Annotated in this window: 19 protein-coding genes, 1 tRNA gene and 1 pseudogene; 15 read left to right on the top strand and 6 right to left on the bottom strand. The window is 65.0% G+C overall.

Annotated features, from left to right (window positions below):
• Window positions 1-116 precede the first annotated feature (116 nt).
• Window positions 117-1,178, bottom strand: coding sequence for a recombinase RecA (gene recA, locus K6G35_RS02325; protein WP_008646499.1), 1,062 nt, complete (start codon window positions 1,176-1,178; stop codon window positions 117-119).
• Window positions 1,179-1,417: 239 nt separating this feature from the next.
• Here recA and K6G35_RS02320 point away from each other — a divergent pair, with 239 nt between their 5' ends.
• The 5 genes from K6G35_RS02320 (at window position 1,418) to K6G35_RS02300 (ending at window position 6,320) form a co-directional block, all read left to right on the top strand.
• Window positions 1,418-2,107: a response regulator gene (locus tag K6G35_RS02320; RefSeq protein ID WP_008646497.1), complete on the top strand. Its 690-nt coding sequence runs from the start codon at window positions 1,418-1,420 to the stop codon at window positions 2,105-2,107.
• A gap of 21 nt (window positions 2,108-2,128) precedes the next feature.
• Window positions 2,129-3,703, top strand: a complete 1,575-nt coding sequence (locus K6G35_RS02315) for a sensor histidine kinase (RefSeq protein WP_035881398.1) — start codon at window positions 2,129-2,131, stop codon at window positions 3,701-3,703.
• On the top strand, window positions 3,700-4,020 hold the full coding sequence (locus K6G35_RS02310) for a DUF4212 domain-containing protein (protein ID WP_035881397.1): 321 nt from the start codon (window positions 3,700-3,702) through the stop codon (window positions 4,018-4,020). Before K6G35_RS02315 ends, K6G35_RS02310 begins: the two co-directional genes overlap by 4 nt.
• Window positions 4,021-4,377: 357 nt before the next feature.
• On the top strand, window positions 4,378-6,075 hold the full coding sequence (locus tag K6G35_RS02305) for an MFS transporter (RefSeq protein WP_035881396.1): 1,698 nt from the start codon (window positions 4,378-4,380) through the stop codon (window positions 6,073-6,075).
• Between the two features lie 168 nt (window positions 6,076-6,243).
• Window positions 6,244-6,320, top strand: a tRNA-Met gene (locus K6G35_RS02300).
• 107 nt (window positions 6,321-6,427) lie between these two features.
• Here the strand turns inward: K6G35_RS02300 and K6G35_RS02295 are convergent.
• From K6G35_RS02295 to K6G35_RS02285, 3 genes and pseudogenes are all read right to left on the bottom strand, one after another.
• Window positions 6,428-6,683: pseudogene (locus K6G35_RS02295) on the bottom strand (copper-transporting ATPase); the annotation flags it as partial.
• A gap of 189 nt (window positions 6,684-6,872) precedes the next feature.
• A complete protein-coding gene (gene panP, locus K6G35_RS02290; protein WP_035881395.1) occupies window positions 6,873-8,531 on the bottom strand; it encodes a pyridoxal-dependent aspartate 1-decarboxylase PanP in 1,659 nt (552 codons plus the stop codon).
• 122 nt (window positions 8,532-8,653) lie between these two features.
• Window positions 8,654-9,277, bottom strand: coding sequence for a response regulator transcription factor (locus K6G35_RS02285; protein ID WP_008647919.1), 624 nt, complete (start codon window positions 9,275-9,277; stop codon window positions 8,654-8,656).
• Window positions 9,278-9,603: 326 nt separating this feature from the next.
• Here K6G35_RS02285 and K6G35_RS02280 point away from each other — a divergent pair, with 326 nt between their 5' ends.
• The gene (locus tag K6G35_RS02280) at window positions 9,604-10,038 is read left to right on the top strand and encodes a universal stress protein (RefSeq protein WP_035881393.1); all 435 of its coding nucleotides are present in this window, start codon (window positions 9,604-9,606) and stop codon (window positions 10,036-10,038) included.
• 54 nt (window positions 10,039-10,092) lie between these two features.
• Here K6G35_RS02280 and K6G35_RS02275 read toward each other — a convergent pair whose 3' ends face one another.
• The gene (locus K6G35_RS02275; RefSeq protein ID WP_495676035.1) at window positions 10,093-11,139 is read right to left on the bottom strand and encodes a serine/threonine protein kinase; all 1,047 of its coding nucleotides are present in this window, start codon (window positions 11,137-11,139) and stop codon (window positions 10,093-10,095) included.
• An 11-nt stretch (window positions 11,140-11,150) separates the two neighbouring features.
• A complete protein-coding gene (locus K6G35_RS02270; protein ID WP_495676034.1) occupies window positions 11,151-12,737 on the bottom strand; it encodes a DEAD/DEAH box helicase in 1,587 nt (528 codons plus the stop codon).
• Window positions 12,738-12,977: 240 nt separating this feature from the next.
• Between K6G35_RS02270 and K6G35_RS02265 the strand changes: the two genes are divergently transcribed.
• The 9 genes from K6G35_RS02265 to K6G35_RS02225 all read left to right on the top strand — a co-directional run bounded on the left by K6G35_RS02265 (window position 12,978) and on the right by K6G35_RS02225 (window position 23,087).
• A complete protein-coding gene (locus tag K6G35_RS02265) occupies window positions 12,978-14,660 on the top strand; it encodes a ClcB-like voltage-gated chloride channel protein (RefSeq protein ID WP_495676033.1) in 1,683 nt (560 codons plus the stop codon).
• A gap of 166 nt (window positions 14,661-14,826) precedes the next feature.
• Window positions 14,827-15,204: a hypothetical protein gene (locus K6G35_RS02260; protein ID WP_011515328.1), complete on the top strand. Its 378-nt coding sequence runs from the start codon at window positions 14,827-14,829 to the stop codon at window positions 15,202-15,204.
• A gap of 63 nt (window positions 15,205-15,267) precedes the next feature.
• Window positions 15,268-16,620: a tRNA (N6-isopentenyl adenosine(37)-C2)-methylthiotransferase MiaB gene (miaB, locus tag K6G35_RS02255; protein ID WP_035881389.1), complete on the top strand. Its 1,353-nt coding sequence runs from the start codon at window positions 15,268-15,270 to the stop codon at window positions 16,618-16,620.
• A gap of 20 nt (window positions 16,621-16,640) precedes the next feature.
• The gene (locus tag K6G35_RS02250; RefSeq protein ID WP_008648613.1) at window positions 16,641-17,636 is read left to right on the top strand and encodes a PhoH family protein; all 996 of its coding nucleotides are present in this window, start codon (window positions 16,641-16,643) and stop codon (window positions 17,634-17,636) included.
• 2 nt (window positions 17,637-17,638) lie between these two features.
• Window positions 17,639-18,376, top strand: coding sequence for an rRNA maturation RNase YbeY (ybeY, locus tag K6G35_RS02245; protein ID WP_035881388.1), 738 nt, complete (start codon window positions 17,639-17,641; stop codon window positions 18,374-18,376).
• A 144-nt stretch (window positions 18,377-18,520) separates the two neighbouring features.
• On the top strand, window positions 18,521-19,408 hold the full coding sequence (locus K6G35_RS02240) for a CorC family transporter (RefSeq protein ID WP_011515324.1): 888 nt from the start codon (window positions 18,521-18,523) through the stop codon (window positions 19,406-19,408).
• Between the two features lie 92 nt (window positions 19,409-19,500).
• Window positions 19,501-21,033, top strand: a complete 1,533-nt coding sequence (lnt, locus tag K6G35_RS02235) for an apolipoprotein N-acyltransferase (RefSeq protein WP_152415039.1) — start codon at window positions 19,501-19,503, stop codon at window positions 21,031-21,033.
• Between the two features lie 483 nt (window positions 21,034-21,516).
• The gene (gene glyQ / locus K6G35_RS02230; protein ID WP_008648968.1) at window positions 21,517-22,470 is read left to right on the top strand and encodes a glycine--tRNA ligase subunit alpha; all 954 of its coding nucleotides are present in this window, start codon (window positions 21,517-21,519) and stop codon (window positions 22,468-22,470) included.
• Window positions 22,467-23,087: a hypothetical protein gene (locus K6G35_RS02225; protein ID WP_008648966.1), complete on the top strand. Its 621-nt coding sequence runs from the start codon at window positions 22,467-22,469 to the stop codon at window positions 23,085-23,087. Before glyQ ends, K6G35_RS02225 begins: the two co-directional genes overlap by 4 nt.
• Window positions 23,088-23,107: the final 20 nt, after the last annotated feature.

The raw sequence follows: 23,107 nt of genomic DNA, 5'->3' as shown, positions 1-23,107 counted from the left end.
CGGCTGATAACGAGGAAGCCGGCAGTCGGCGCTGCGGGATACGGGAAAATCGGGGTGAAAACAAAAAAGCCGCCGCACAAGTATGCGACGGCTTTCGTCAGACAGCGACGTCAGGGTCAGCCTTCGACCTCTGCCGGCGCGCCCGCCACGGTATTCAGCGGCGCCACGCCCAGCGCCAGACGCACCTTGTTCTCGATCTCGTCGGCGATGTCCGGGTTCTCGCGCAGGTACTCGCGTGCGTTGTCCTTGCCCTGGCCGATCTTTTCGCCGTTGTAGCTGTACCAGGCACCGGCCTTCTCAACGATCTTGGCGTCCACGCCCAGGTCAATGATTTCACCCTGGCGCGAGATACCCTGGCCATAGAGGATGTCGAAGAACGCCTCGCGGAACGGAGGTGACACCTTGTTCTTGACCACCTTGACCTTGGTCTCGTTGCCGACGACTTCGTCGCCCTTCTTGATCGAGCCGATACGGCGGATGTCCAGGCGCACCGAAGCGTAGAACTTCAGCGCGTTACCGCCGGTGGTGGTTTCAGGCGAACCAAACATCACACCGATCTTCATACGGATCTGGTTGATGAAGATCACCAGGCAGTTCGTGCGCTTGATCGTGCCGGTCAGCTTGCGCAGCGCCTGGCTCATCAGACGAGCCTGCAGGCCGGGCAGCGAATCGCCCATCTCGCCCTCGATTTCCGCCTTCGGCACCAGAGCGGCCACCGAGTCGATCACGATCAGGTCGATCGAGCCCGAGCGCACCAGCGCGTCGGTGATTTCCAGGGCCTGCTCGCCGGTATCGGGCTGGGAGATCAGCAGGTTGCCGACGTCCACGCCAAGCTTGCCGGCATATTGGACGTCCAGGGCGTGCTCGGCGTCGATGAACGCGCAGGTGCCGCCCAGCTTCTGCATCTCGGCCACCACCTGCAGCGTCAGCGTGGTCTTGCCGGACGATTCCGGACCGTAGATCTCGACCACGCGGCCGCGCGGCAGGCCACCCACGCCCAGCGCAATGTCCAGCCCCAGCGAGCCGGTGGACACTACCTGGATGTCCTGTTCGATTTCGCCATCGCCCAGGCGCATGATCGAGCCCTTGCCGAACTGCTTCTCAATCTGGGAGAGCGCGGCGGCAAGCGCCTTCTGCTTCTCAGCGCTCACGCCGGCGCCGGCCTTCTTGTCGTCCATGGTCGTCCTTCAATCAATGGTGTATAAATAGGCCGCATACGGCGCGGCGCCCGGAACCCAAAGCCCTTTTTCGGGATGGAATTTCCAGGCCACGACGCCCAACCCGGCATGGTGCGATCACCTTTCATGGTAGCTCGCCCGGAATGTCGGGTACTGTATAAAAAAACAGTATGCTTGGCAAGCCCCACCGGCACCGCGGCCGGCGGCCGGCTGTGGCCGGCCACGAGGTGGAGACAATCATGCGGATTCTTATCGCCGAAGATGACGATGTGCTGGCAGACGGGCTGACGCGCTCGTTGCGCCAGTCCGGCTATGCCGTCGATCACGTTGCGAATGGCGTGGAAGCCGATTCGGCCCTTTCCACGCAGTCGTTCGACCTGCTGATCCTCGATCTCGGCCTGCCCCGCATGTCCGGGCTCGAGGTGCTCAAGCGGCTGCGCGCGCGCAGCGCCATGGTGCCCGTGCTGATTCTGACTGCGGCCGACAGCGTCGACGAACGCGTGAAGGGGCTGGACCTCGGCGCCGACGACTACATGGCCAAGCCGTTCGCGCTGTCCGAACTCGAGGCCCGGGTGCGCGCGCTGGTGCGCCGTGGCGCAGGCGGTGGCGCCACGCTGATGCGCCACGGGCCGCTCGCGTTCGATCAGGTCGGCCGCATCGCCTATCTCAATGAACAGATGCTGGATCTCTCCGCGCGAGAGGTCGGTCTGCTCGAAATCCTGCTCACGCGCAGCGGGCGGCTCGTATCGAAGGAGCAGCTCGTCGATCACCTGTGCGAATGGGGCGAGGAAGTCAGCAATAACGCGATCGAGGTGTATGTGCACCGCCTGCGCAAGAAGATCGAGGTTGGCGGCATCCGCATCGCCACGGTGCGCGGGCTGGGCTACTGCCTCGAGAAATTCCAGCCGGCCGTGGCCGCGCATGGCTGACACCACGGGGGCTGATCGCGCATGAGCCTGCTGCGACTGCCGTGGCGACGCCGTTCCGCCGCGGGCCCCGCACGCGCGACGGACCCCACCCGGCCCACGCTGGCCGATGCCGCGGCCGAAGACCAGGCGCTGGCCGACGCCCTGCCGCACCTCGAAGAAACCTCGGCGCACCCAGCGCCCCGCTCGCTGTTTGGCGAGATTCTCGACTGGATGCTGGCGCCGCTTCTGCTGCTCTGGCCGATGAGCATCGCCGTCACATACCTCGTCGCCAAGTCGATTGCCAACGGGCCGTTCGACCGCGCGCTAGAAGCAAGCGCCATCGTGCTGTCGCAGCAGGTGCGCGAGGTCAACGGCCGCGTCACGCTGCAGCTTCCACTGTCCGCGCGGGAGATCCTGCGCGCCGACGAGACCGACAACATCTACTACCTGGTGGTAGGCAAGCACGGCGAGTACGTGGCGGGTGATCACGACCTGCCGCTTCCGTCCGAGGACGAAGAGGGACATGCCGGGCTGGTATCGCTGCGCGACGATCGCGTGGCCGGCAACGATGTGCGCGTCGCCTATACCTACGTCGACCTGAAGAACGTCAACGGCGCCCAGCCCGTGCTGGTGCAGGTGGCCGAGACGCTGGACAAGCGCGCGCGGCTGGCCAATGAAATCATCAAGGGCGTCATCCTGCCGCAGTTCGTGATCCTGCCGCTCGCGGTGGTGCTGGTGTGGTTTGGCCTCACGCGCGGGCTGGCACCGCTGACCGCGATCCAGCAGCGCATCCGCGCGCGCAATCCCGGCGACACGAGCCCGATCGACGAGCGCGCCGCGCCGCAGGAAATCACGCCACTGGTAGCATCGTTCAACGACCTGTTGTCGCAACTCGAGCAGTCGGTGCAGACACAGAAGCGTTTCATCGCCGATGCCGCACACCAGATGAAGACACCGCTCGCGGGTCTGCGCATGCAGGCGGAACTGGCCCAGCGCGAGCAATCACCGGAGGAACTGCATCGATCGCTGGCGCAGATCGCCGGCAGCTCCAAACGCACCGCGCATCTGGTTACCCAGTTGCTGTCGCTGGCACGCATGGAAAATCTGGCAGGGGTAGGCGGCATGACGCCGGTAAACCTGACCGCGCTGGCGCGCGACGTGGTCAAGGACCTGTTGCCCCAGGCATGGGCGCGGCAGATCGACCTTGGCCTGGAAGGCGACGAGCACCCCGTGATGGTCACGGGCAATCGCGTGATGCTGACGGAGATGCTCAACAACCTCGTCGACAACGCCATTCGCTACACGCCACCCGGCGGACATGCCACGGTGCGCGTCATCGCCGATGCATTCGAGCCGTTCGCATATCTCGATGTGGAAGACACCGGGCCGGGCATCCCCCCGAGCGAGCGCGGACGCGTGATGGAGCGTTTCTATCGTGTGCTCGGCACCAACACCGAAGGCAGCGGCCTGGGGCTGGCCATCGTGCGCGAGATCGTGCAGCAGCACGGCGGCGAAGTATCCATCGACGACAACGTGTACCAGACCGAGCCTCGTCTGGCCGGTGCCCGGTTCCACGTGACGCTGCGCCGCGCGCCGCCGGAAGAGACCAACACATGAGGAAAGCCCCGCCCGACCGCATGACGCCGCGCGAGCGGCTTGCCTGGCGCCACAACCTGCGCTGGATCGCCGTGCTGCTGGTGATCTGGTTCGTCGTGACGTTCGTCGTCGCCTGGTTCGCACGCGAACTGCGTTTCGACTTCTTCGGCTGGCCCTTCTCGTTCTGGGCGGCCGCGCAGGGCGCGCTGATCGTATATGTAGCAATGGCCGCGCTCTACGCCTGGCACATGAATCGGGTGGATCGCGAACTCGACAGCGAGACGCCAGACGCCGAGACCCATCCCGCACCACCCACCAATCCCACCGGCCGATCCTGACGCAGCCGGCCGATCCTGACGCAAACACGCGGCACCCCTCGTAAGGGGCAATTCGATGACCATGCCGCGTCACGTGCGCCAATGCTGCAAAGCAAGATTCCCGCGCACCCTACAAGCCATGCGGTTTGCGGTTTCGGACCGACGCAACGCAGCAAATACTCCGCTGAAAGCAGCCTCGAAACGTCTAGCGTATACCCCGACGAATCCGGCACGTTTTGCGGGAACTCTGTCAGAACTCAGTAAGTTTCGCCTCCCACAATCCTTTGCAGCTTCGGTGCAGAGGCCGGCACGCGCGGATACCTCAAGCGCAAGACACGGCCAGACCGGGGACCCTTTCGACAGACGGAGGAGACAACAATGGCAAACGCGCAAAACGTGGCAATGCCTGGCGGCAAAGCCCACAATGCGCCGATGACGCGCGAGGAGAAGAAGGTCATTTTCGCCTCGTCGCTCGGCACGGTGTTCGAGTGGTACGACTTTTATCTGTATGGTTCGCTGGCGGCGGTGATCGCCAAGCAGTTCTTCGCGGGCCTCGACCCCACTTCCGCATTCATCTTCGCTCTGCTGGCGTTCGCAGCAGGCTTCATCGTGCGCCCGTTCGGCGCACTGGTGTTCGGCCGTCTCGGCGACATGATCGGCCGCAAGTACACCTTCCTGGTGACAATCCTGATCATGGGCTTGTCGACATTCATCGTCGGCCTGTTGCCCGGCTACGCCACGATCGGCTGGGCCGCACCGATCATCCTGATTGCACTGCGCATGTTGCAGGGCCTGGCGCTCGGCGGCGAGTACGGCGGCGCAGCCACCTACGTGGCTGAACACGCTCCGCACGGCAAGCGCGGCGCCTACACCGCCTGGATCCAGACCACCGCCACACTGGGCCTGTTCCTGTCCCTGATCGTCATTCTGCTGTGCCGTGAACTCACGGGCCCGCAGTTCGACACGTGGGGCTGGCGCATCCCGTTCCTGGTCTCGATCCTGCTGCTGGGCATGTCCGTGTATATCCGCCTGTCGATGAGCGAATCGCCGGCCTTCCAGAAGATGAAGGCCGAGGGCAAGACCTCGAAGGCCCCGCTGACCGAGGCATTCGGTCAATGGCGCAACCTGAAGATCGTGATCCTGGCGCTGGTAGGCCTGACCGCCGGCCAGGCCGTGGTCTGGTACACCGGCCAGTTCTACTCGCTGTTCTTCCTGACGCAGGTGCTGAAGGTGGACGCCAAGACGGCCAACCTGCTGATCGCCGGCGCACTGGTGATTGGCACGCCGTTCTTCATCTTCTTCGGCTCGCTGTCGGACAAGATCGGCCGCAAATGGATCATCATGCTGGGCTGCGCGCTGGCCGTGCTGACCTACTTCCCGCTGTTCAAGGCGATGACCCACTACGCCAACCCGGCGCTGGAACGTGCGCAGCAGACCGCGCAGATCGTGGTCACGGCCGATCCGAAGACCTGCTCGTTCCAGGGCAGCCCGATCGCTCGCGAAATCGACTTCCGCAGCTCGTGCGATATCGTCAAGCGCACGCTGGCCCAGGCATCGGCCAGCTATGAAGTGGTGCAGGCCCCGGCCGGCACGATGGCTTCGGTAAAGATCGGCGACAAGGAAATCAAGGCCTTCGACGCCACGGTGACCGGCGGCCACAGCTTCGACGACGCCAGCAAGAAGCAGATCGCGGCGTTCAAGAAGGAAGTGAGCGACTCCATGAGCGCGGCCGGCTATCCGACCAAGGCAGACCCGGCGCAGATGAACACGATCATGGTGCTGGTGGTCCTGGTTATCCTGGTGATCTACGTGACCATGGTCTACGGCCCGATCGCCGCGATGCTGGTGGAGATGTTCCCGACCCGCATCCGGTATTCGTCGATGTCGCTGCCGTATCACATCGGCAATGGCTGGTTCGGTGGCCTGCTGCCAACGATCTCCTTCGCCCTGGTGGCGCAGAACGGCAACATCTACTACGGCCTCTGGTACCCGATCATCATTGCGGCCATGACCTTCGTGCTGGGCGCGCTGTTCGTCCGCGAGACCAAGGACGTGGATATCTACGCGAACGACTGATCGCCAGTCGGTGAACCTTCGCTCAGGGTGGCCAGCCGGCAGGCTGGTCTCCGCTTCCCAGGCAGGCCTCGCGCCTGCCGTTTTTTTAGGCAGCCACCGAGGCTTGCAGAAAGTTGTCACAAAGGTGTTGACAGCCTAAAAGGCACAGGTATAATTGCGGTCTTCGTTGGCGAATTAGCTCAGTCGGTTAGAGCGACGGAATCATAATCCGCAGGTCCGGGGTTCGAGTCCCTGATTCGCCACCATCTATTTAAAAAGCCGCAGTCCTTCACGGGATTGCGGCTTTTTTCTTTGGGGCGCTGGAACACGCCGACGGTCTCTGCTACCACCAGCACCCTGGAACCCGCCCCTCCTACATCCTCGCCCTACCCAGCCGCAATGCGTTGGTCACTACCGGCGCAGAGTTGAGGCTCACTGCCAGCGCGGCGATCACCAGGAACGGCAGGCAGCAGTCCGGTCAATGCCTACAGGACGCCCGCAGCCAAGGGAATGCCCAGGGCGTTGTGGACGCAAGCGAAGCCGAGGTTCTGCTTCATGTTCCGGATCGTGGCCTCGGACAACTTGCGGGCACGGGCAGCGCCACGCAGGTCGCCCTTGAAGAGAGTCAGTCATGCCGAGCAGAAGGCCACGAGTTACCTGCAAGGAGGCTGTCCAGCCGCCATAGGTTGCAGCCGAACTCCCTTAGAGGCGTTATCAAAATGAAGCGAAGCGGTTCTGGCTAGGCGCGCGGCCGCAGACAGTACAAGTAGACTGGCCAAGGCCGCGCAACGACGCCAGAATCATTTTGATAGCGCCTCTTAGCCGCCAACCAACGCCATCAACTCCGGCAGTATCGGACTCTGCATCGCCAGCCCACGTTGCTCTTCCAGGAGGCTCTGCAGGATCTCGTGCGTCGTATCTGGATTCGCCAGCACCACACGGAACACCGCGATCGGACGCCCACCCCACTGGGACGACGTCAACTGCGTCCGCGACACGAACGAGCGGCCTGCGTCGCGCTGCATTTCCTGGATATTGATGGTCAGCGCGTCGAGCGCCCCGAGCAGTTGTTCGCGCTTTTCGGGCGAGGCCGAAAGCAACGCCGCCCGCACCGGCGCCGGCACATAGCGATAGGTGAGGATGCAAAGTTGCGGCCGGCTGTCCAGTTCGAAGTCGGGCTGCTGTTCGATCAGCGACGCGAAGTACTTTGCGTTGTCGATGCCCGTATCGATCAGCTTCGCCAGCCCCTTGCGGCCAAGCAGGTGCAGGTTCGCATAGAGCATGACGGCTGCCGACCCGCGGGACCCTTCGAGCGTATGGCGCCCCAGGTCCACCGAGCCCTTCCGCACGATGTAGTTTGCGTGCTGAATGATGTCCTGCGTCCACGCCGGATCGCGGAACAGCACCATGCCGGCGCCCATCGGCACATAGAACTGCTTGTGCGCGTCGATGACGACAGAATCCGCGCGCTCGATCCCGGCAAAGCGCGCGCGCTCGCGTTCGGAGAGCAGCGTGGCACCGCCCCACGCGGCGTCCACGTGGAAGTGGCAGCCGACCTCCTGCGCCACGTCGGCAATGGCATCGAGCGGGTCCACCGCGCCGGTCTCGGTGGTGCCGGCGATACCGACAATCGCCACCGTCCGGATGTTGCGTTGTTGAAGTTCGCGCAAGGTCTCGCGCAACAGGTCGACGCGCATCCGCCCGTCTTCATCGACGCCTACCGGCACCAGATTCTCGCGGCCAATGCCGAGGATATCCGCCGCCTTGCGCAGCGAATAATGGCCGCGCTCCGATACGATGATCGCCAGCCCGGCGTAACCGTAGTGCCGCAGCGCCGCTACCAGCCCCGCCTGGTTGATGCCCGCAAAGCCGTCGCGCGCGCGCAGCGTGTTGTTGCGGCTGGCCCAGAGCGCGGTGAGGTTGGCCGTGGTGCCGCCCGAGCAGAATGCTCCGAGAGAATGCTCGGCATTGTGCAGCCATTGCGCGTAGAACGCGTCGTCCCGCGCAAAGACCAGGTGATGCAGCATCCCGATCACCTGACGCTCCAGTCCCGTCAATGCACCCGACGTTTCAAGCTTGACCACGTTCTGGTTCAGCGCCGCCACGATCTTGGCCAGCGACGGCATGAACGATGGCAGCGACGACGTCATGTGACCGACGAACGTTGGCGACGCCACGGGCATCACATGCCGGAACACATCGTTGAGCAGATGATCCGCGTGTTGCTGCGGCGCGGTCGGATCTTCCGGTATCTGGACCGAGGCGAAGGACGCCTCGCGCGTCGCGCAGGCACCAACCGGATCGAAGTCCTGCCCGGCAAAGAAGTCCGCGGGATGCTCGGCAACGCGCCGTTCCAGGTCGTCGAACGCGCCGAGGTCCGCATCGAACCAGTGCAGCGGACAGCCTTCGCCCATTTCCGCGTCGTTGCCGGTTGCCTCGCGAGCGTTGTCTGACCTCCCCGCCTTGCGCGCCTTCATGTGCCTCTTCCAGTCCCAGTCCAGTGTGGTGCCGCCACTGCAGCGGCGGCGAATCGCTGGGATTATGCCGGATAAGCCGAGGCCGGCGCTGCACGCCCGATCGCACGATCGCCCAAGCCCTGTCAGCAGGCCAGATGATGCCGCCGCGCAAACTCGGCCAGATCGATCAGGGAACGGAACCCCAGCTTGGTCATGATGCTAGCCTTGTGCGAACTCACGGTCTTGTTGCTGATACCGAGCACCACGGAGATCGCCTTGTTGGAATGCCCGGCCGCAAGGAAACGCATGACGGTCAGCTCGCGTCGGCTCAAGACATAGATTGGATCGACCGGCGCGTTGGCCGCGCGGCGAATCGTCGTAAGCAGGGCCAGCGGAAATGCGGCATAGCCACTCATGACCGCGCGCACGGCATGCTCGATGCCGTCGATGCCGTTGCCCTTGTCGACATATCCGTGCGCGCCGCTGAGCAACGCACGTTCGGCAGCGCCGGCTGCGGCTGACAGCACCAGCACGCGCGTTGTCGGGTGATGGGACACCACCTCCTCCACCACGGCATCGCCCGGCAGGTCACCGAGATCGAGGTCTACCATGACCAGGTCGGGGCGCTGTCTTGTGCGCAGTTCCTCCAAGGCTTCAATGGCAGTTGTGGCCAGGCGGACCTCCTCGAAGCCCATGCCTTCCATCAACGCGGCGGAAGCCGCCGCGCGTACACCAGGATGATTGTCGATTACGAGCGCATTGGACATACGATTTCTCCGATGAAACGAATGTGCGGAGAGCATAGGTCGTCAGGTCATGGGCCGGATGTGGAAGGCGCCAGCGATGCGCTTCGAAATTTCCAGACCATCATGCGGACATTTCGGATGTTGCAGACTTGTTTCCGCTGGATTGCACCAGCTCCGAGCGACACCAGACACCGGAGATCTGTGGCCGCAGAGTCTCCCAGCACAGATGACAATCATGAAATCTTTAAAAAATTCAACGGGAATTGACCTAAGTTAGAGGTGTAGCATCAGGCACGTGCCATGATGGAAACTTGCAGTTGCAGACCTTTCTATTAGGAGATCCAAACATGCCCCAAATCGTACTTGCCACCGACGGCTCCGCTTTCAGCGACGAGGCAGCGCGCTTTCTTGCCGACGGCAAACTGCTGCAGACCGGCTTCACCGTTCACGTCATCCACGTCACGCCCGACGTAACCGGGCAGGTACGCGCATTTGTCAGCAAGGAAACCATCGACGCCTGGCACCAGGAAGAGAGCGGCAAGGCGATGGCATCGGTCTGCGAAATCCTGTCGGCAGCCAAGGTGCCGTTCGAGCAGCACGCGCTGCACGGCTTCCCGCCGGAGAAGATCGTGGCCTATGCGAAGTCGGTCGACGCGGGCGCCATCGTCATGGGTACCCACGGACGTGGCTCGTTCCTTGATGCGGTGATTGGTTCGGTCGCGGGCCGCGTGCTGGCGCACGCCGGATGCCCGGTAATCATGGTCAAGCCGGAAAAAAGCTGAAGACCGGCCCGTTCGGGCCAAGCCGTTCCATGACGGCGCGGCTTTGGGCTGATTTCAGGCCCAGAGCGGCGCCTCGTCCATGAGCGCGATCTGTTCGCGCAACTCCAGAATGCGATCCTGCCAGTAGCGCGCCGTGCCGAACCATGGAAACGCGGCCGGAAAGGCGGGATCGCGCCATCGGCTGGCCAGCCACGCGCTGTAGTGCAACAGGCGCAGCGTGCGAAGCGCCTCGACTAGCCAGAGCTCCCTCGCATCGAATTCCGCGAAGTCCTCGTAACCCGCCACGATGTCGGCCAACTGGTCCTGCATCGCCGCACGGTCTCCCTCCAGCAGCATCCACAGATCCTGCACGGCCGGTCCCATGCGGCTGTCATCGAAATCAACGAAGTGCGGCCCGGGCGTGCCCCGGCCGCGTGCATCCTCTTCGTCGATCCACAACACGTTGCCGCGATGGCAATCCCCATGCAGACGCAACAGGCGAACGTCTCCGGCACGCTCATAGCTGCGGCGCACACCGTCCAGCGCGAGGTCCGCCGCTGCACGCCAGGGCGCCAGCAGGTCGGCGGGAATGCAGTCGTGCGCGAGCAGATAGTCGCGCGATGCAATGCCGAAGGTGTCGATATCCAGCGCGGGCCGCGCCTGGTATGGCGCGGTGGCGCCGATGGCGTGAATACGGCCGATGAAGCGCCCGAGCCAGGTGCGGGTTTCGGCCTTGTCGAGCGCCGGTTCGCGGCCCCCGCAGCGTGGGAACACCGCGAAGCGGAAGCCCTCGTGCGTGAACAGCGTGGTGCCGGGCTGGTCGCCGCTGTTGGCCGCCAGGGCCGGCACAGCAGGCACTTCCGCACCGGCCAGCTGCTGCACGAATGCATGTTCCTCAAGGATCGCTGCATCGGTCCAGCGGCCCGGCCGATAGAACTTGGCGACGACCGGCGCGGCATCCTCGATGCCCACCTGCCAGACACGGTTCTCGTAGCTGTTGAGCGCCAGCAGGCGCCCATCCGGATAGAACCCCGCCGCCTCGAGCGCATCGAGGATGCACTCGGGTGTCAGTCCCGCGTAGGGGACGTCATCGGTCGACGAGGGACGATCCGGCTCGCTCATGATGGGTGCGATCAGTGGGCGGGCTTGCGGCCACCGCCAAGCAGGGCCGCCTGCGGGGCCGGCCGACGATTGCGAGCGGGCGGTGCGGCAGTGTTGTCCTGAGCCGGACGCGCTTGCTGCGGACGCGGGTTCGCACCCCTGGCGTTCGCATTGCCCTGCGCATTGCCCTTGGCGGAGCTATTGGCGTGACCGTTACCGCGCCCACCTCCCTGCCCGGTGCGCGGCGCATTGCCACTGCCTCCGGCGTTGCCGTTGCGGGCCTCGCCACGCGCCGGTTGCGCCGGACGCGGTTGGCGTGGCGCTTCCTGACGCTCACCTTGCGCGGCGCGCGGCTGGCGGCGCTCGCCACCGTTGCCGGCACTCCCCTGGCCGTTGCCGCGCGGCTGACCGCCACGCTGCTGTTGCCGGCCCTTCTGGATCGGCTCGGCCTTGATGCTCGGATCGACTTCGAAACCGGGCAGCAGCACCTGTTCGATCTGGCGCTTGATCAGGCGCTCGATATCGCGCAGCAGACCGTGCTCGTCCACGCAGACCAGCGAGATCGCCTCGCCTTCGGCGCCGGCACGACCAGTACGGCCGATACGGTGCACGTAGTCCTCGGGCACGTTAGGCAGATCGAAGTTGACCACGTGCGGGAGCTGGTCGATGTCGATGCCGCGTGCGGCGATGTCGGTGGCCACCAACAGGCGCAGCGTGCCGGCCTTGAACTCGGTCAGCGCGCGCGTACGGGCCGACTGGCTCTTGTTGCCGTGGATCGCCAGCGCGGAGAGGCCGTCCTTGGTCAGCTGTTCGGCCAGCCGGTTGGCGCCATGCTTGGTACGCGTGAACACCAGCACCTGATGCCAGTCGTGCTGACGCACCAGATGGGCCAGCAGTTCGCGCTTGCGCTCCCGGTCGACCGGGAACACGCGCTGCGCCACGGTTTCCGCCGTGGTATTGCGGCGTGCCACCTCGATCGACGCCGGGTTGTCCAGCAGGCGATCGGCCAGCGCGCGGATTTCGTCCGAGAACGTGGCCGAGAACAGCAGGTTCTGCCGCTTGGGCGGCAGAACGTTCAGGACCTTGCGGATATCGTGGATGAAGCCCATGTCGAGCATGCGGTCGGCTTCATCGAGCACCAGCAGTTCCACGTGCGAGAGGTCGATCGTGCGCTGCGCCACATGGTCCAGCAGACGGCCAGGCGTGGCCACCACGATGTCGACACCGCGCCTGAGCGCTTCGATCTGCGGATTGATGCCGACACCGCCGAACATCACCATCGAACGCAGCTTCAGATACTTGCCATAGTTGCGCACGCTCTCTTCGACCTGCGCGGCCAGTTCACGCGTGGGCGTCAGCACCAGCGCGCGCACGTTCGGGCGCGCGCCGCGGGGCGCATTGCCGCCATTGGCACGCGCGGCGGATTCGGAGAGCAACTGCAGCATCGGCAGCGTGAAACCTGCCGTCTTGCCGGTGCCGGTTTGCGCACCGGCAAGAAGATCGCCACCTTTGAGAATTGCGGGAATGGCTTGCGCCTGAATCGGGGTCGGCGTGGTGTAGCCCTGTTCGGCCACGGCACGCACCAGCTTGTCGGACAAGCCGAGTTCGGAAAAAGACATGAAATGACGCTTCGGCCGCCCGTCGCGCAAGAAAGTGCGCCAATCGTGGGGCAGCTCGGGTAGAAAACCGTTACCTGAGGGTCAGGTTCGGCGGGACAGGTCGATTGCCCCCGTCTCCGATCAGGAAAGGGCCGTAGTGTACCAGTCCGGCGAGAGACCCGGAGCGATACGATATCGAGGTGGCGCTGCGCTATCATTGCGGCCACCCGGCCCGCCCCCCCACCGTCACCGCTCATCGCCATGCGGCTCCGTTTTCTCGAAGATCAGGAAGTCACGCTTTTCGCGGCCATCCCCGTGGGGATCCTGGCCGGCATCGTCACGACGCTGTTCAAGGCCGCGCTCGAATCGAGCGGGCTGGTCATGTTCGGCACCGAGGCGGACATCGTCATGGTGTTCGCAGGGCTCGCCGTGGCCTGGCGCGTGGTGATCCCCGCACTTGGCGGCGCGCTGGCCGGCGCGTTGCTCGTGCTGGCCAATCGCCTGGCTGCCGCCGAGCCCGGCCCGGCCGACTACATGGACGCGGTATCTCGCGGCACGGGGCAGCTGCCGCTGAAGATCACGCTGCTGCGCTCGTTGTCGTCGTTCTGCTCGATCATCTCGGGCAGTTCGGTCGGCAAGGAAGGCGCGATGATCCAGCTTGCGGCGCTATGCGGCTCGCTGTTCCCGTCGGCGCGCGCCGACCACACCTCGGGCGACACCAATATGCGCCGGATGCTGACCGCCTGCGGCGCGGCAGCCGGCCTGGCCTCGGTCTATCACACGCCGCTTTCGGCCGCCGTCTTCGTCGCCGAAGTCGTGTTCGGCGCACTGGCCGTGCAGCGACTGATGCCGCTGTTCCTGGCTTCGGTGGCGGGCGCGATGGTCAGCCAGTGGCATGGCGGCCTGCAACCGCTCTATCCCGGCCTCCATATCGAACCCGACCTGCGCCCGCAGATGCTGATGGCAGCGGTCTTGCTCGGCGTGCTGGCCGGCGCGGCCGGTGCCCTGTTCATGCGCGCCACCACGATCGCACGCAACGGCTTCCGTCACGTGCCCGGTGGCCCGGTCGCCCGTCTGGCGCTCGGCGGCGCACTGGTCGGGCTGCTGGCAATCGTGGTGCCGGAGGTGGTCGGCAACGGCTACTTCACGATCCAGACGATCCTCCAGGGCCATCCGCTGTCGGTGCCGGTCTGGGGTGTGCTGGTGGCGAAGCTCGTGGCCACCGTGGCCAGCATCGGTTCGGGCGCGGTGGGCGGTGTCTTCACGCCGTCGCTGTTCGTCGGCGCGGCGCTTGGCCAGTTGCTGGCGATGCTGGTGCCCGGTGGCGGCATGACCCCGGTGCTGCCGCTGGTCGGCATGACCGCGTTCCTGGCGGCTACCAGCCAGGCGCCGCTGATGTCGGTGCTGATGGTGTTCGAGATGACGCTGGCCCCGGCGCTGCTGCTGCCGTCGATGATCGGCGCCGTGGCGGCCTACTACACGGCGTCACGCTGCCAGACCCTGTCGCTCTACAGCGTGGTGGTGGAGCGCGAGCAGGCCTCCGCGGCCGCCGAGCGCGCCCGCAGGCTCCAGCTGGCGGGCCTGTGCGACCCGACCGACACCGTCATCGACCCCGGCGCCAGCGTGGCCCAGGCCGCCGACAAGTTTGCCGAGACCGGCACGCGCTACCTCTATCTGGTCAATGCCGACGGCGCGCTGATCGGGGCAATCTCGATCCATGCCGTCCAGCGCGCCCAACGCGATGCACCCTCGGCAAATCTGCTGGACCTCGGCGACCTCGGCTTTCCGTCGCTGACGCCGGATTCGCGCCTGCGCGACGCGCTGGAGATTTTCTCGGTCCATGGCATCAACCGGATTCCGCTGGTCCGCGACACCACCGGCCGCGAACTGATGGGCACGGTGTCCAAGCAGCGGGTGCTGCAGGAAGCCTCCTCCTTGTTCTGAATACGCCACACCGGGCCCGGCCACCGTCCCCCGCTCCGGGGACAAAAGGGTAGAATCGCGGGTTATCCTGCCAGCGCGACGCCGGCCGTTTTCGGGACCGCGGTGACCGCGTCCGGCGCCCGTGGCGTTGTAGTTCCACTCACTCGCCACTTTTGCCGGAGCCTTCATGCCCATGCTGTTTTCGCGTCTGTCGCTGGTCGCGTGCGCCGCGACGCTGCTGATGTCCGTGGCCCCCGCCATGGCGCAGGAAACCCAGCCGATTCCCGGCGCGCCGGTGCGCGTGATCCCTGCGGATGCCATGATGGCTCGCATGGAAATCGTGCGATCGACCGATACGGATCCGATGCGCGCCAAGCTCGACGGCAAGGCCTTTGGCCTGGCGCCAGGCCTGCGCATCTTCAGCACGGAAACGCTGCTGATGAATCCGGTCACCGTGGCCGGCAAGAAATTCCCGGTGCGCTACAAGCTCGACCTGTACGGTCAGCTGCTGACCGCCTGGGTCATGACCGACGCCGAAGTGAAGGCCTGGAAGGCCGCGCACTGACGCATTTTCGATTCAACCTGTTGTGCCCTTGATGCCCCCAGGTAAACCACTGAGACCGGCACCATGAAGAAGGTATTTGTCAAAACGTACGGCTGCCAGATGAACGAGTACGACTCGGACAAGATGGTGGACGTGCTGAACGCCACGCAGGGCATGGAGCCCACGGACAACGTCGAAGACGCCGACGTGATCCTGTTCAACACCTGCTCGATCCGCGAAAAGGCCCAAGAGAAAGTCTTCTCCGAACTGGGTCGCATGAAGGCGCTGAAGGCCGCCAAACCCGATCTGGTGATCGGCGTGGGTGGCTGCGTGGCCAGCCAGGAAGGCGCCTCGATCGTATCGCGCGCGCCGTATGTCGACGTCGTGTTCGGCCCGCAGACACTGCACCGCCTGCCCGACCTGATCAACCGCCGCCAGCAGACCGGCCTGTCGCAGGTCGACATCTCGTTCCCGGAGATCGAGAAGTTCGACCACCTGCCGCCGGCGCGCGTGGACGGCCCGAGCGCGTTCGTGTCGATCATGGAAGGCTGCTCGAAGTACTGCAGCTATTGCGTGGTGCCGTACACCCGCGGCGAGGAAGTATCCCGCCCGTTCGAGGATGTGCTGGCCGAAGTGGCCGGGCTGGCCGAACAGGGCGTGCGTGAAGTGACGCTGCTGGGCCAGAACGTCAACGCCTATCGCGGCGCGATGGGCGGCACGAGCGAGATCGCCGACTTCGCGCTGCTGATCGAGTACGTGGCCGAAATCCCCGGCATCGAACGCATCCGCTACACCACCAGCCACCCGAAGGAATTCACGTCGCGCCTGATCGAACTCTACGGCCGTTGCGACAAGCTGGTGAACCATCTGCACCTGCCCGTGCAGCACGCGTCCGATCGCGTGCTGGCAGGCATGAAGCGCGGTTACAGCGTGCTGGAGTACAAGAGCATCATCCGCCGGCTGCGCGCGTTGCGTCCGGACATGTCGATGTCGTCGGACTTCATCGTCGGCTTCCCCGGCGAGACCGATGCCGACTTCGACAAGCTGATGGCCATGGTTCACGAGATCGGCTACGACACCTCGTTCTCGTTCATCTTCAGCCCGCGCCCCGGCACGCCAGCGGCGAACCTGCACGATGAGACGCCGCACGAGGTCAAGCTGCGCCGCCTGCAACTGCTGCAGGCCACGATCGAGGAGAACGTGCAGCGCATCAGCCAGGGTATGGTCGGCACGGTTCAACGCATCCTGGTGGAAGGCCCGGCACGCAAGGACCCGACCGAACTGCACGGCCGCACCGAAAACAACCGCGTGGTCAACTTCGCGCTGCCGGGCGTGCCGCAGGCCCAGCGCGACCGCATGATCGGCCAAATGGTCGACGTGAACGTCACGCAGGCATTCCCGCATTCGCTGCGCGGCGAGTTCGTCGTGCGCCAGTAAGCGCCGTTCAACAAGGCCCCATGAAGATTCCAACCGCCGAATTCGTCGCTCCCAGGGACGACAACACGCGCCTGCAGAACCTGTGCGGGCCGCTCGACGAGAACCTGCGCCAGATCGAACAGGCGCTCGACGTGACGATCCAGCGCCGCGGCCACCGCATGACGGTGCGCGGCGAACGCGCCCAGGACGCGACGCTGGCGCTGGAGCGCTTCTACAACAATGCCCGCGTGTCGCTATCGATCGACGACGTGCAGCTTGGGCTCGTGGAATCGCGTCAGGTGGCCGCGCATGGCGCCTACCTGCCGAGCACGGAAGGCGACGACGGTTCCAGCATCGAAGACGAATCGCCGGTGCTGCATACGCGCCGCACCGGGCTGCAGGGCCGCACGGCCATGCAGCGCGACTATCTGCGCAACATCCTGTCGCACGATCTGACGCTCGGCGTCGGCCCGGCGGGTACCGGCAAGACCTACCTCGCCGTGGCCTGCGCCGTCGACGCGCTCGAGCGTGACGTGGTCAAGCGCATCGTGCTGACGCGCCCGGCCGTGGAAGCAGGCGAACGGCTCGGCTTCCTGCCCGGCGACCTGGCGCAGAAGGTCGACCCGTACCTGCGCCCGCTCTACGACGCCCTCTACGACCTGCTCGGCTTTGACCGCACGCAGAAGATGTTCGAACGCCAGATGATCGAGATCGCGCCGCTCGCGTACATGCGCGGCCGCACGCTCAATCACGCGTTCATCATCCTAGACGAAGCACAGAACACCACGCCGGAACAGATGAAGATGTTCCTGACGCGGATCGGCTTCGGCTCCAAGGCCGTGATCACCGGCGACACCACCCAGATCGACCTGCCGCGCGGCCAGAAGAGCGGCCTCGTGGAGGCGCAGCACGTGCTGCGCGACGTGCGTGGGGTGTCGCTCACACGCTTTACCAGCGTCGACGTCGTTCGCCACCCGCTCGTGGCGCGCATCGTCGAGGCTTATGACGAATATCACGCCCAGCACAAGGACGCCTGATCTTGACCAAGAAGTCTCCCAATGCCACCAGCCTCGTGCTGTTCGATGCCGATGGCCGCGCCCGCAAGGCAAACGCGCACGCGCTGCGTATCCAGCTGGCCGACGGCCGCAGCCTGACGCTGGACCTGTCCCAGGCCGGCGACGGCGTGGTGGCGCTGCTTGCCGAGCACACCGATACCCGCCAGCAGGCTGGCCTGCTGGTGCGCCCGGACAACAGCGACGCGCTGTCCGTGGCCGTGACCGCCACGCCGATCGTCACCACCACGGGCACGCCGGCGACCCCGCCCGCGCTCGAGCTTGACGTCCAGCATGGCGATGGCGTGTCGAAGCGCAACGGCCTGCCGAGCCGCAAGCAAATCGAGAAATGGGTGAAATCCGCGCTCTATGCCGACGCCGCGCTGACAGTGCGTTTCGTCGACGAGGCGGAAGGCCGCACACTGAACCGCAGCTACCGCGGCAAGGACTACGCCACCAACGTGCTCACGTTCGCCTATGCCGAGAACGACGACGATCCGGTAGCCGGCGACATCGTGCTGTGCTGCCCGGTGGTGGAGTCCGAAGCCAAGGCGCAGAAGAAGTCGCTCGAAGCCCACTACGCCCATCTGATCGTGCACGGGGTGCTCCATGCCCAGGGCTACGAGCACGATGACGACACCGAGGCCGAGGAAATGGAAGCCATCGAGACCGAAACGCTGCAGGCCCTGGGTTACGAGGATCCGTACAAGCCGATCCGCGAGTAACAGCCAGTCTGGCTCCCCACTCCCGCAAGCGTGAGCGGGGAGCACGAAAAGCCACCTGATCAGCCGCCCCACCCGGCCCTGTCACGGGCCCGGAAGGCTTTTAGTGTATGCTTCAGACGATCTCCACCACGCGCTAGCCGCGACATGAACGACCCCTATCCCAGTTCGAAACCTGCCAATCATAAGCAGACGGATCGACCACGATCCCTACTCGAACGCCTTTCGGACTTCATCTCTCCCGAGCCCGATACCCGCGCCGAATTACTGGAAGTGCTGCAGGACGCGCACGAGCGTAACCTGATCGACGCCGACTCGCTGTCGATGATCGAAGGCGTGTTCCAGGTGTCTGAACTCACCGCGCGCGACATCATGGTGCCCCGGGCGCAGATGGACACGGTCAACATCGCGGACGCGCCGGAGACCTTCATCCCGTACATGCAGCAGACCGCGCACTCGCGCTTTCCCGTCTACGAAGGCAACCGTGACAACATCATCGGTATCCTGCTGGCCAAGGACCTGCTGCGCTATTACACGGACCCGAACTTCGACCTGCGCGAAACGCTGCGCCCGGCCGTGTTCATCCCCGAGTCGAAGCGGCTGAACATTCTGCTGCGCGAGTTCCGTATCAATCGAAATCACATCGCGATCGTCGTCGACGAATACGGCGGCGTGGCCGGTCTGGTCACGATCGAGGATGTGCTCGAGCAGATCGTCGGTGACATCGAGGACGAGTTCGACCTCGACGAGGACCATGACAACATCCTGCCTACCGCCGACGGCGCCTGGCGCGTGCATGGTCTGACCGAGATCGAGCAGTTCAACGAGACCTTCGGCACGGCATTTCCCGATGACGACGTCGATACGGTCGGCGGGCTGCTCACAAACCATGTGGGCCATGTACCGCATCGTGGCGAGATCATCACGCTGCCGCCGATGCAGTTCGAAGTCCTGCGCGCGGACGCCCGCCAGGTGCACCTGCTGCTGGTGCGCCGCGAGGCGCCCGCCGAACCGGCTCTCGTCGCCGAAGCATGACGCGTGTCGGCACGCCCGGCGCCGTGGGCACCCCTCGGGCCGGTTCGGCCGACTCACCAATGGGCGGCACGCCGCCCTCCCCTTTTCAGACCATGCAAGTCACGTCCCGCTCCGGCACCGTGTTCCGGCTGCTGATCGCGGCCGTCCTGGGCGTGGCCCATACCCAAGCCTTCGCACCGCACAACTGGTGGTGGCTGCAGATCCTGTCGCTGGCCGGACTCGTCGCGCTGATCGCCGGCGCCCCACGCCCGCGCGCCGCAGCGGCCACGGCCTATGCCTTCGGGCTGGGCTGGTTCCTGTCCGGCATCTGGTGGCTGTTCATCAGCATGCACGTCTACGGCGAGATGCCGTCGTGGATGGCTGGGCTGGCCGTAGTGCTGTTTGCCGGCTACCTGTCGATCTGGCCGGCCCTGGCCGGCGCGGCCTGGCACTGGTTGACACAACGCGGCCGTGATGGCGTGCTCCCCGCGCTGGCGTTCGGCGCCACGTGGGCGCTCTCCGAGTGGCTGCGCGGCGTGGTGTTCACGGGGTTTCCGTGGCTCGGCAGTGGCTATCCCCACACTGACGGCCCGCTGGCGGGCTTCGCGCCGCTGATCGGCGTCTATGGCATTTCCGCGCTGGCCGGGTTCATCGCGGCCTTGCTGGTGGCAGTCGTCGGCGCCATCGGTCGCCAGCGAAAAGCCCGAACCGCGGTGCTCGCCGGCGGACTCGCGGTAGGCGTGCTGGCCTGCGGCGCGGCGCTTGCGCCGATCCAGTACACCTCGCCCTTCGGACAACCGATCCATGTCCGGCTGCTGCAAGGCAATGTGGCCCAGGACATCAAGTTCGAACCCGAGGGCATCGAGCGATCGCTGGAGCTTTACCGCGACCTGATCACCGAGGCGCCGGCCGATCTGGTGGTCACGCCGGAGACCGCATTCCCGGTAATCCTGCAGGAACTGCCCGTCGAGATCGCCCGTGCGGTGCGTACCTTCATGGAAAAGACCGGCACCACGATCATCTTCGGCGCTGCCGGCGCCGATTCGCCGGTGGATTTCACCAACAGCGTGTTCGCGATCGGCCCGGAACAGGATCAGCTCTACCGCTACAACAAGCACCATCTGGTGCCATTCGGCGAGTTCATCCCGTTCGGCTTCCGCTGGTTCGTGGACATGATGAAAATGCCGCTAGGCGATTTCCGGCGCGGTACGCTGGACCAGCCAGCGGTTCCGGTGCGCGGCATTCATGTGGCACCGAATATCTGCTACGAGGATTTGTTCGGGGAGGAGATCGCGGCCACGCTGCGCCAGCAGGCAACACCGGCCAACGTGCTGGCCAATGTCACGAACCTGGCCTGGTTTGGCGACACGATCGCACTGGACCAGCACCTTCAAATCTCGCGGATGCGCGCGCTGGAAATGCGCAGGCCCATGCTGCGTGCCACGAATACGGGCATGACCGCCGTGGTGGCACCGGATGGCACGGTGCAGGCAAAGCTGCCGACGTTTCACGTGGGGACGCTGACCGCGACCGTGCAGGGCATGCAGGGCCTGACGCCTTACATCCGCTGGGGCAACGTGCCGGTGCTGATCGGCAGCCTGCTGGTGCTGTTGGTGGCCGCCCGCGCGCGACGCGCGCGCGGGTAGGCGAAACGACGGTGCGAAGCCTCGGGGCTTAGCCGATCACCGAAGTGGCGATCGAGACGGCCGCAGCGGCGGCCATCACAGCGATGGCGACGAGGTACGGTTTGCGAGACAGCAGCGACATGACCAATCCCAAGAAGTAAAGATGATGTTTCCCGGAGCGCCTTCCGGCCTGTGCATCGACCCACGCGGATAAGGGAGGCGGTTCCAGCCGCAGCCTGTTCGTTTTGTGTTCAGCCGCGTGCTTCAACTGTATACAAAAACGTTATCGGCACCTATAAGACGGTTCTGAAACCCCGGTCAGGATTTACCCGACCCGTTGCAAAAGCCCGACAGTGTCGCCAAGCATGATTCATGCCCCGCCCCCCCTGTTTCGACGTCGCTTGCGCGGGGGGCGACCCAAAAACCCGATAGAATTCAAGGTTTGGCAAACCCCGCGCGAGACGGCTCGCGCACTTGCCCGCCAGATTTCCTTTTCGTCTTCCTATGCTGACCTTCCAACAAATGATTCTGACCCTGCAGGCCTACTGGGACCGGCAGGGTTGCGCGCTGTTGCAACCGATCGATCTGGAGGTCGGCGCCGGGACGTCGCACGTGCACACCTTCCTGCGCGCCATCGGCCCGGAGCCGTGGCGTGCCGCATACGTGCAGCCGTCGCGCCGTCCCAAGGACGGCCGCTACGGCGAGAACCCCAACCGCCTGCAGCACTACTACCAGTACCAGGTGGTGCTCAAGCCGGCGCCCGAGAACATTCTCGAGCTGTACCTCGGCTCGCTCGAGGCGCTGGGCCTTGACCTGAAGCAGAACGACATCCGCTTCGTCGAGGACGACTGGGAAAATCCAACGCTCGGCGCATGGGGCCTGGGCTGGGAAGTCTGGCTCAACGGCATGGAAGTGACGCAGTTCACCTACTTCCAGCAGGTTGGCGGCATCGACTGCAAGCCGATCACCGGCGAAATCACCTACGGCATCGAGCGTCTGGCGATGTACCTGCAGAAGGTCGAGAACATCTACGACCTGGTCTGGACCGAATGGCAGGAGAACGGCGAGACGCGCCGCCTGACCTACGGTGACGTGTACCACCAGAACGAAGTGGAACAGTCCACCTATAACTTCGAGCACAGCAACACGGAAATCCTGTTCCGCCACTTTGCCGAGCACGAGAGCGAAGCCAAACGCCTGATGGGCGATACCGGCGAAAAGGCCGAAGGCGAGCAGGAGAAGGCCGCTGGCACACGCCTGGCGCTGCCGGCCTATGAGCAAGTGCTCAAGGCCGCCCACACCTTCAACCTGCTGGACGCGCGCGGCGCGATCTCCGTGACCGAGCGTGCCGCGTATATCGGGCGAATCCGCAATCTGTCGCGCCAGGTGGCGCAGGCCTACTACGACTCGCGGGAAGCGCTTGGCTTCCCGATGTGCAAGACCGAGGCCCGCGCATGACACCCCATCTGCGCGGCGTCTGTGCGATCGTCGCGTTGGCCGTGTCCGCCGTGGCGGTGTTCGGTGGCAGCGCCGACGCCCTGGCACGCACCGCATCGCCGCCAAGTCCGCAGGCGCTCTACCTGCCCGAGGACCTGAGCAATGTTTGCGAAGCCGACCAGCAGGCCCTGCAACTGGCCATCACGCGGCACTGGCGTCCGGCGCTCAAGTCAATCGACCAGTGGACGCAGCTCGTGCGGTCGTTCTCGTGCGACCTGTCGGGCTCGCGCGATCTCGGCTGGCACCGGGTGCCGCTGCGCGCCTATGAAAGCGCGATCCGCTACCCGCTGCAGTGGGCCGAGTGGGAAGACCACAACGGCCGGCCGCGCCGCACCGTGCGCACTTACTATTCGGCCGCGCAGCTTCCCGCCAAGATCGAGTTCTGGATCGGCGGACGCATCGACGAGATCCGTTATGACCGTCGTACGCAGCGGATCGACGCACGCTTTCCAGCCGCGGGTACCCGCGGCGCTTCCGGCGTGGCGGCGCAATGCGCCTACACCACGCTGCAATTCCGCCAGCAGAATGGCCTGTGGCTGCTGTCTGGCGTGGAACCCAATCTCTCGCCGCGCTGCTAAGCGCGCGCCCATACCTGTTG

Source organism: Cupriavidus sp. HY129, assembly GCF_059492215.1.
Note: the sequence above shows the minus strand (reverse complement) of the source record. Positions and strands in the feature narration are given on the sequence as shown.

Coding starts and splice junctions, on each gene's coding strand:
- recA (WP_008646499.1), bottom strand. CDS start 1,178: ATGGACGACAAGAAGGCCGGCGCCGGCGTGAGCGCTGAGAAGCAGAAG.
- K6G35_RS02320 (WP_008646497.1), top strand. CDS start 1,418: ATGCGGATTCTTATCGCCGAAGATGACGATGTGCTGGCAGACGGGCTG.
- K6G35_RS02315 (WP_035881398.1), top strand. CDS start 2,129: ATGAGCCTGCTGCGACTGCCGTGGCGACGCCGTTCCGCCGCGGGCCCC.
- K6G35_RS02310 (WP_035881397.1), top strand. CDS start 3,700: ATGAGGAAAGCCCCGCCCGACCGCATGACGCCGCGCGAGCGGCTTGCC.
- K6G35_RS02305 (WP_035881396.1), top strand. CDS start 4,378: ATGGCAAACGCGCAAAACGTGGCAATGCCTGGCGGCAAAGCCCACAAT.
- panP (WP_035881395.1), bottom strand. CDS start 8,531: ATGAAGGCGCGCAAGGCGGGGAGGTCAGACAACGCTCGCGAGGCAACC.
- K6G35_RS02285 (WP_008647919.1), bottom strand. CDS start 9,277: ATGTCCAATGCGCTCGTAATCGACAATCATCCTGGTGTACGCGCGGCG.
- K6G35_RS02280 (WP_035881393.1), top strand. CDS start 9,604: ATGCCCCAAATCGTACTTGCCACCGACGGCTCCGCTTTCAGCGACGAG.
- K6G35_RS02275 (WP_495676035.1), bottom strand. CDS start 11,139: ATGAGCGAGCCGGATCGTCCCTCGTCGACCGATGACGTCCCCTACGCG.
- K6G35_RS02270 (WP_495676034.1), bottom strand. CDS start 12,737: ATGTCTTTTTCCGAACTCGGCTTGTCCGACAAGCTGGTGCGTGCCGTG.
- K6G35_RS02265 (WP_495676033.1), top strand. CDS start 12,978: ATGCGGCTCCGTTTTCTCGAAGATCAGGAAGTCACGCTTTTCGCGGCC.
- K6G35_RS02260 (WP_011515328.1), top strand. CDS start 14,827: ATGCCCATGCTGTTTTCGCGTCTGTCGCTGGTCGCGTGCGCCGCGACG.
- miaB (WP_035881389.1), top strand. CDS start 15,268: ATGAAGAAGGTATTTGTCAAAACGTACGGCTGCCAGATGAACGAGTAC.
- K6G35_RS02250 (WP_008648613.1), top strand. CDS start 16,641: ATGAAGATTCCAACCGCCGAATTCGTCGCTCCCAGGGACGACAACACG.
- K6G35_RS02240 (WP_011515324.1), top strand. CDS start 18,521: ATGAACGACCCCTATCCCAGTTCGAAACCTGCCAATCATAAGCAGACG.
- lnt (WP_152415039.1), top strand. CDS start 19,501: ATGCAAGTCACGTCCCGCTCCGGCACCGTGTTCCGGCTGCTGATCGCG.
- glyQ (WP_008648968.1), top strand. CDS start 21,517: ATGCTGACCTTCCAACAAATGATTCTGACCCTGCAGGCCTACTGGGAC.
- K6G35_RS02225 (WP_008648966.1), top strand. CDS start 22,467: ATGACACCCCATCTGCGCGGCGTCTGTGCGATCGTCGCGTTGGCCGTG.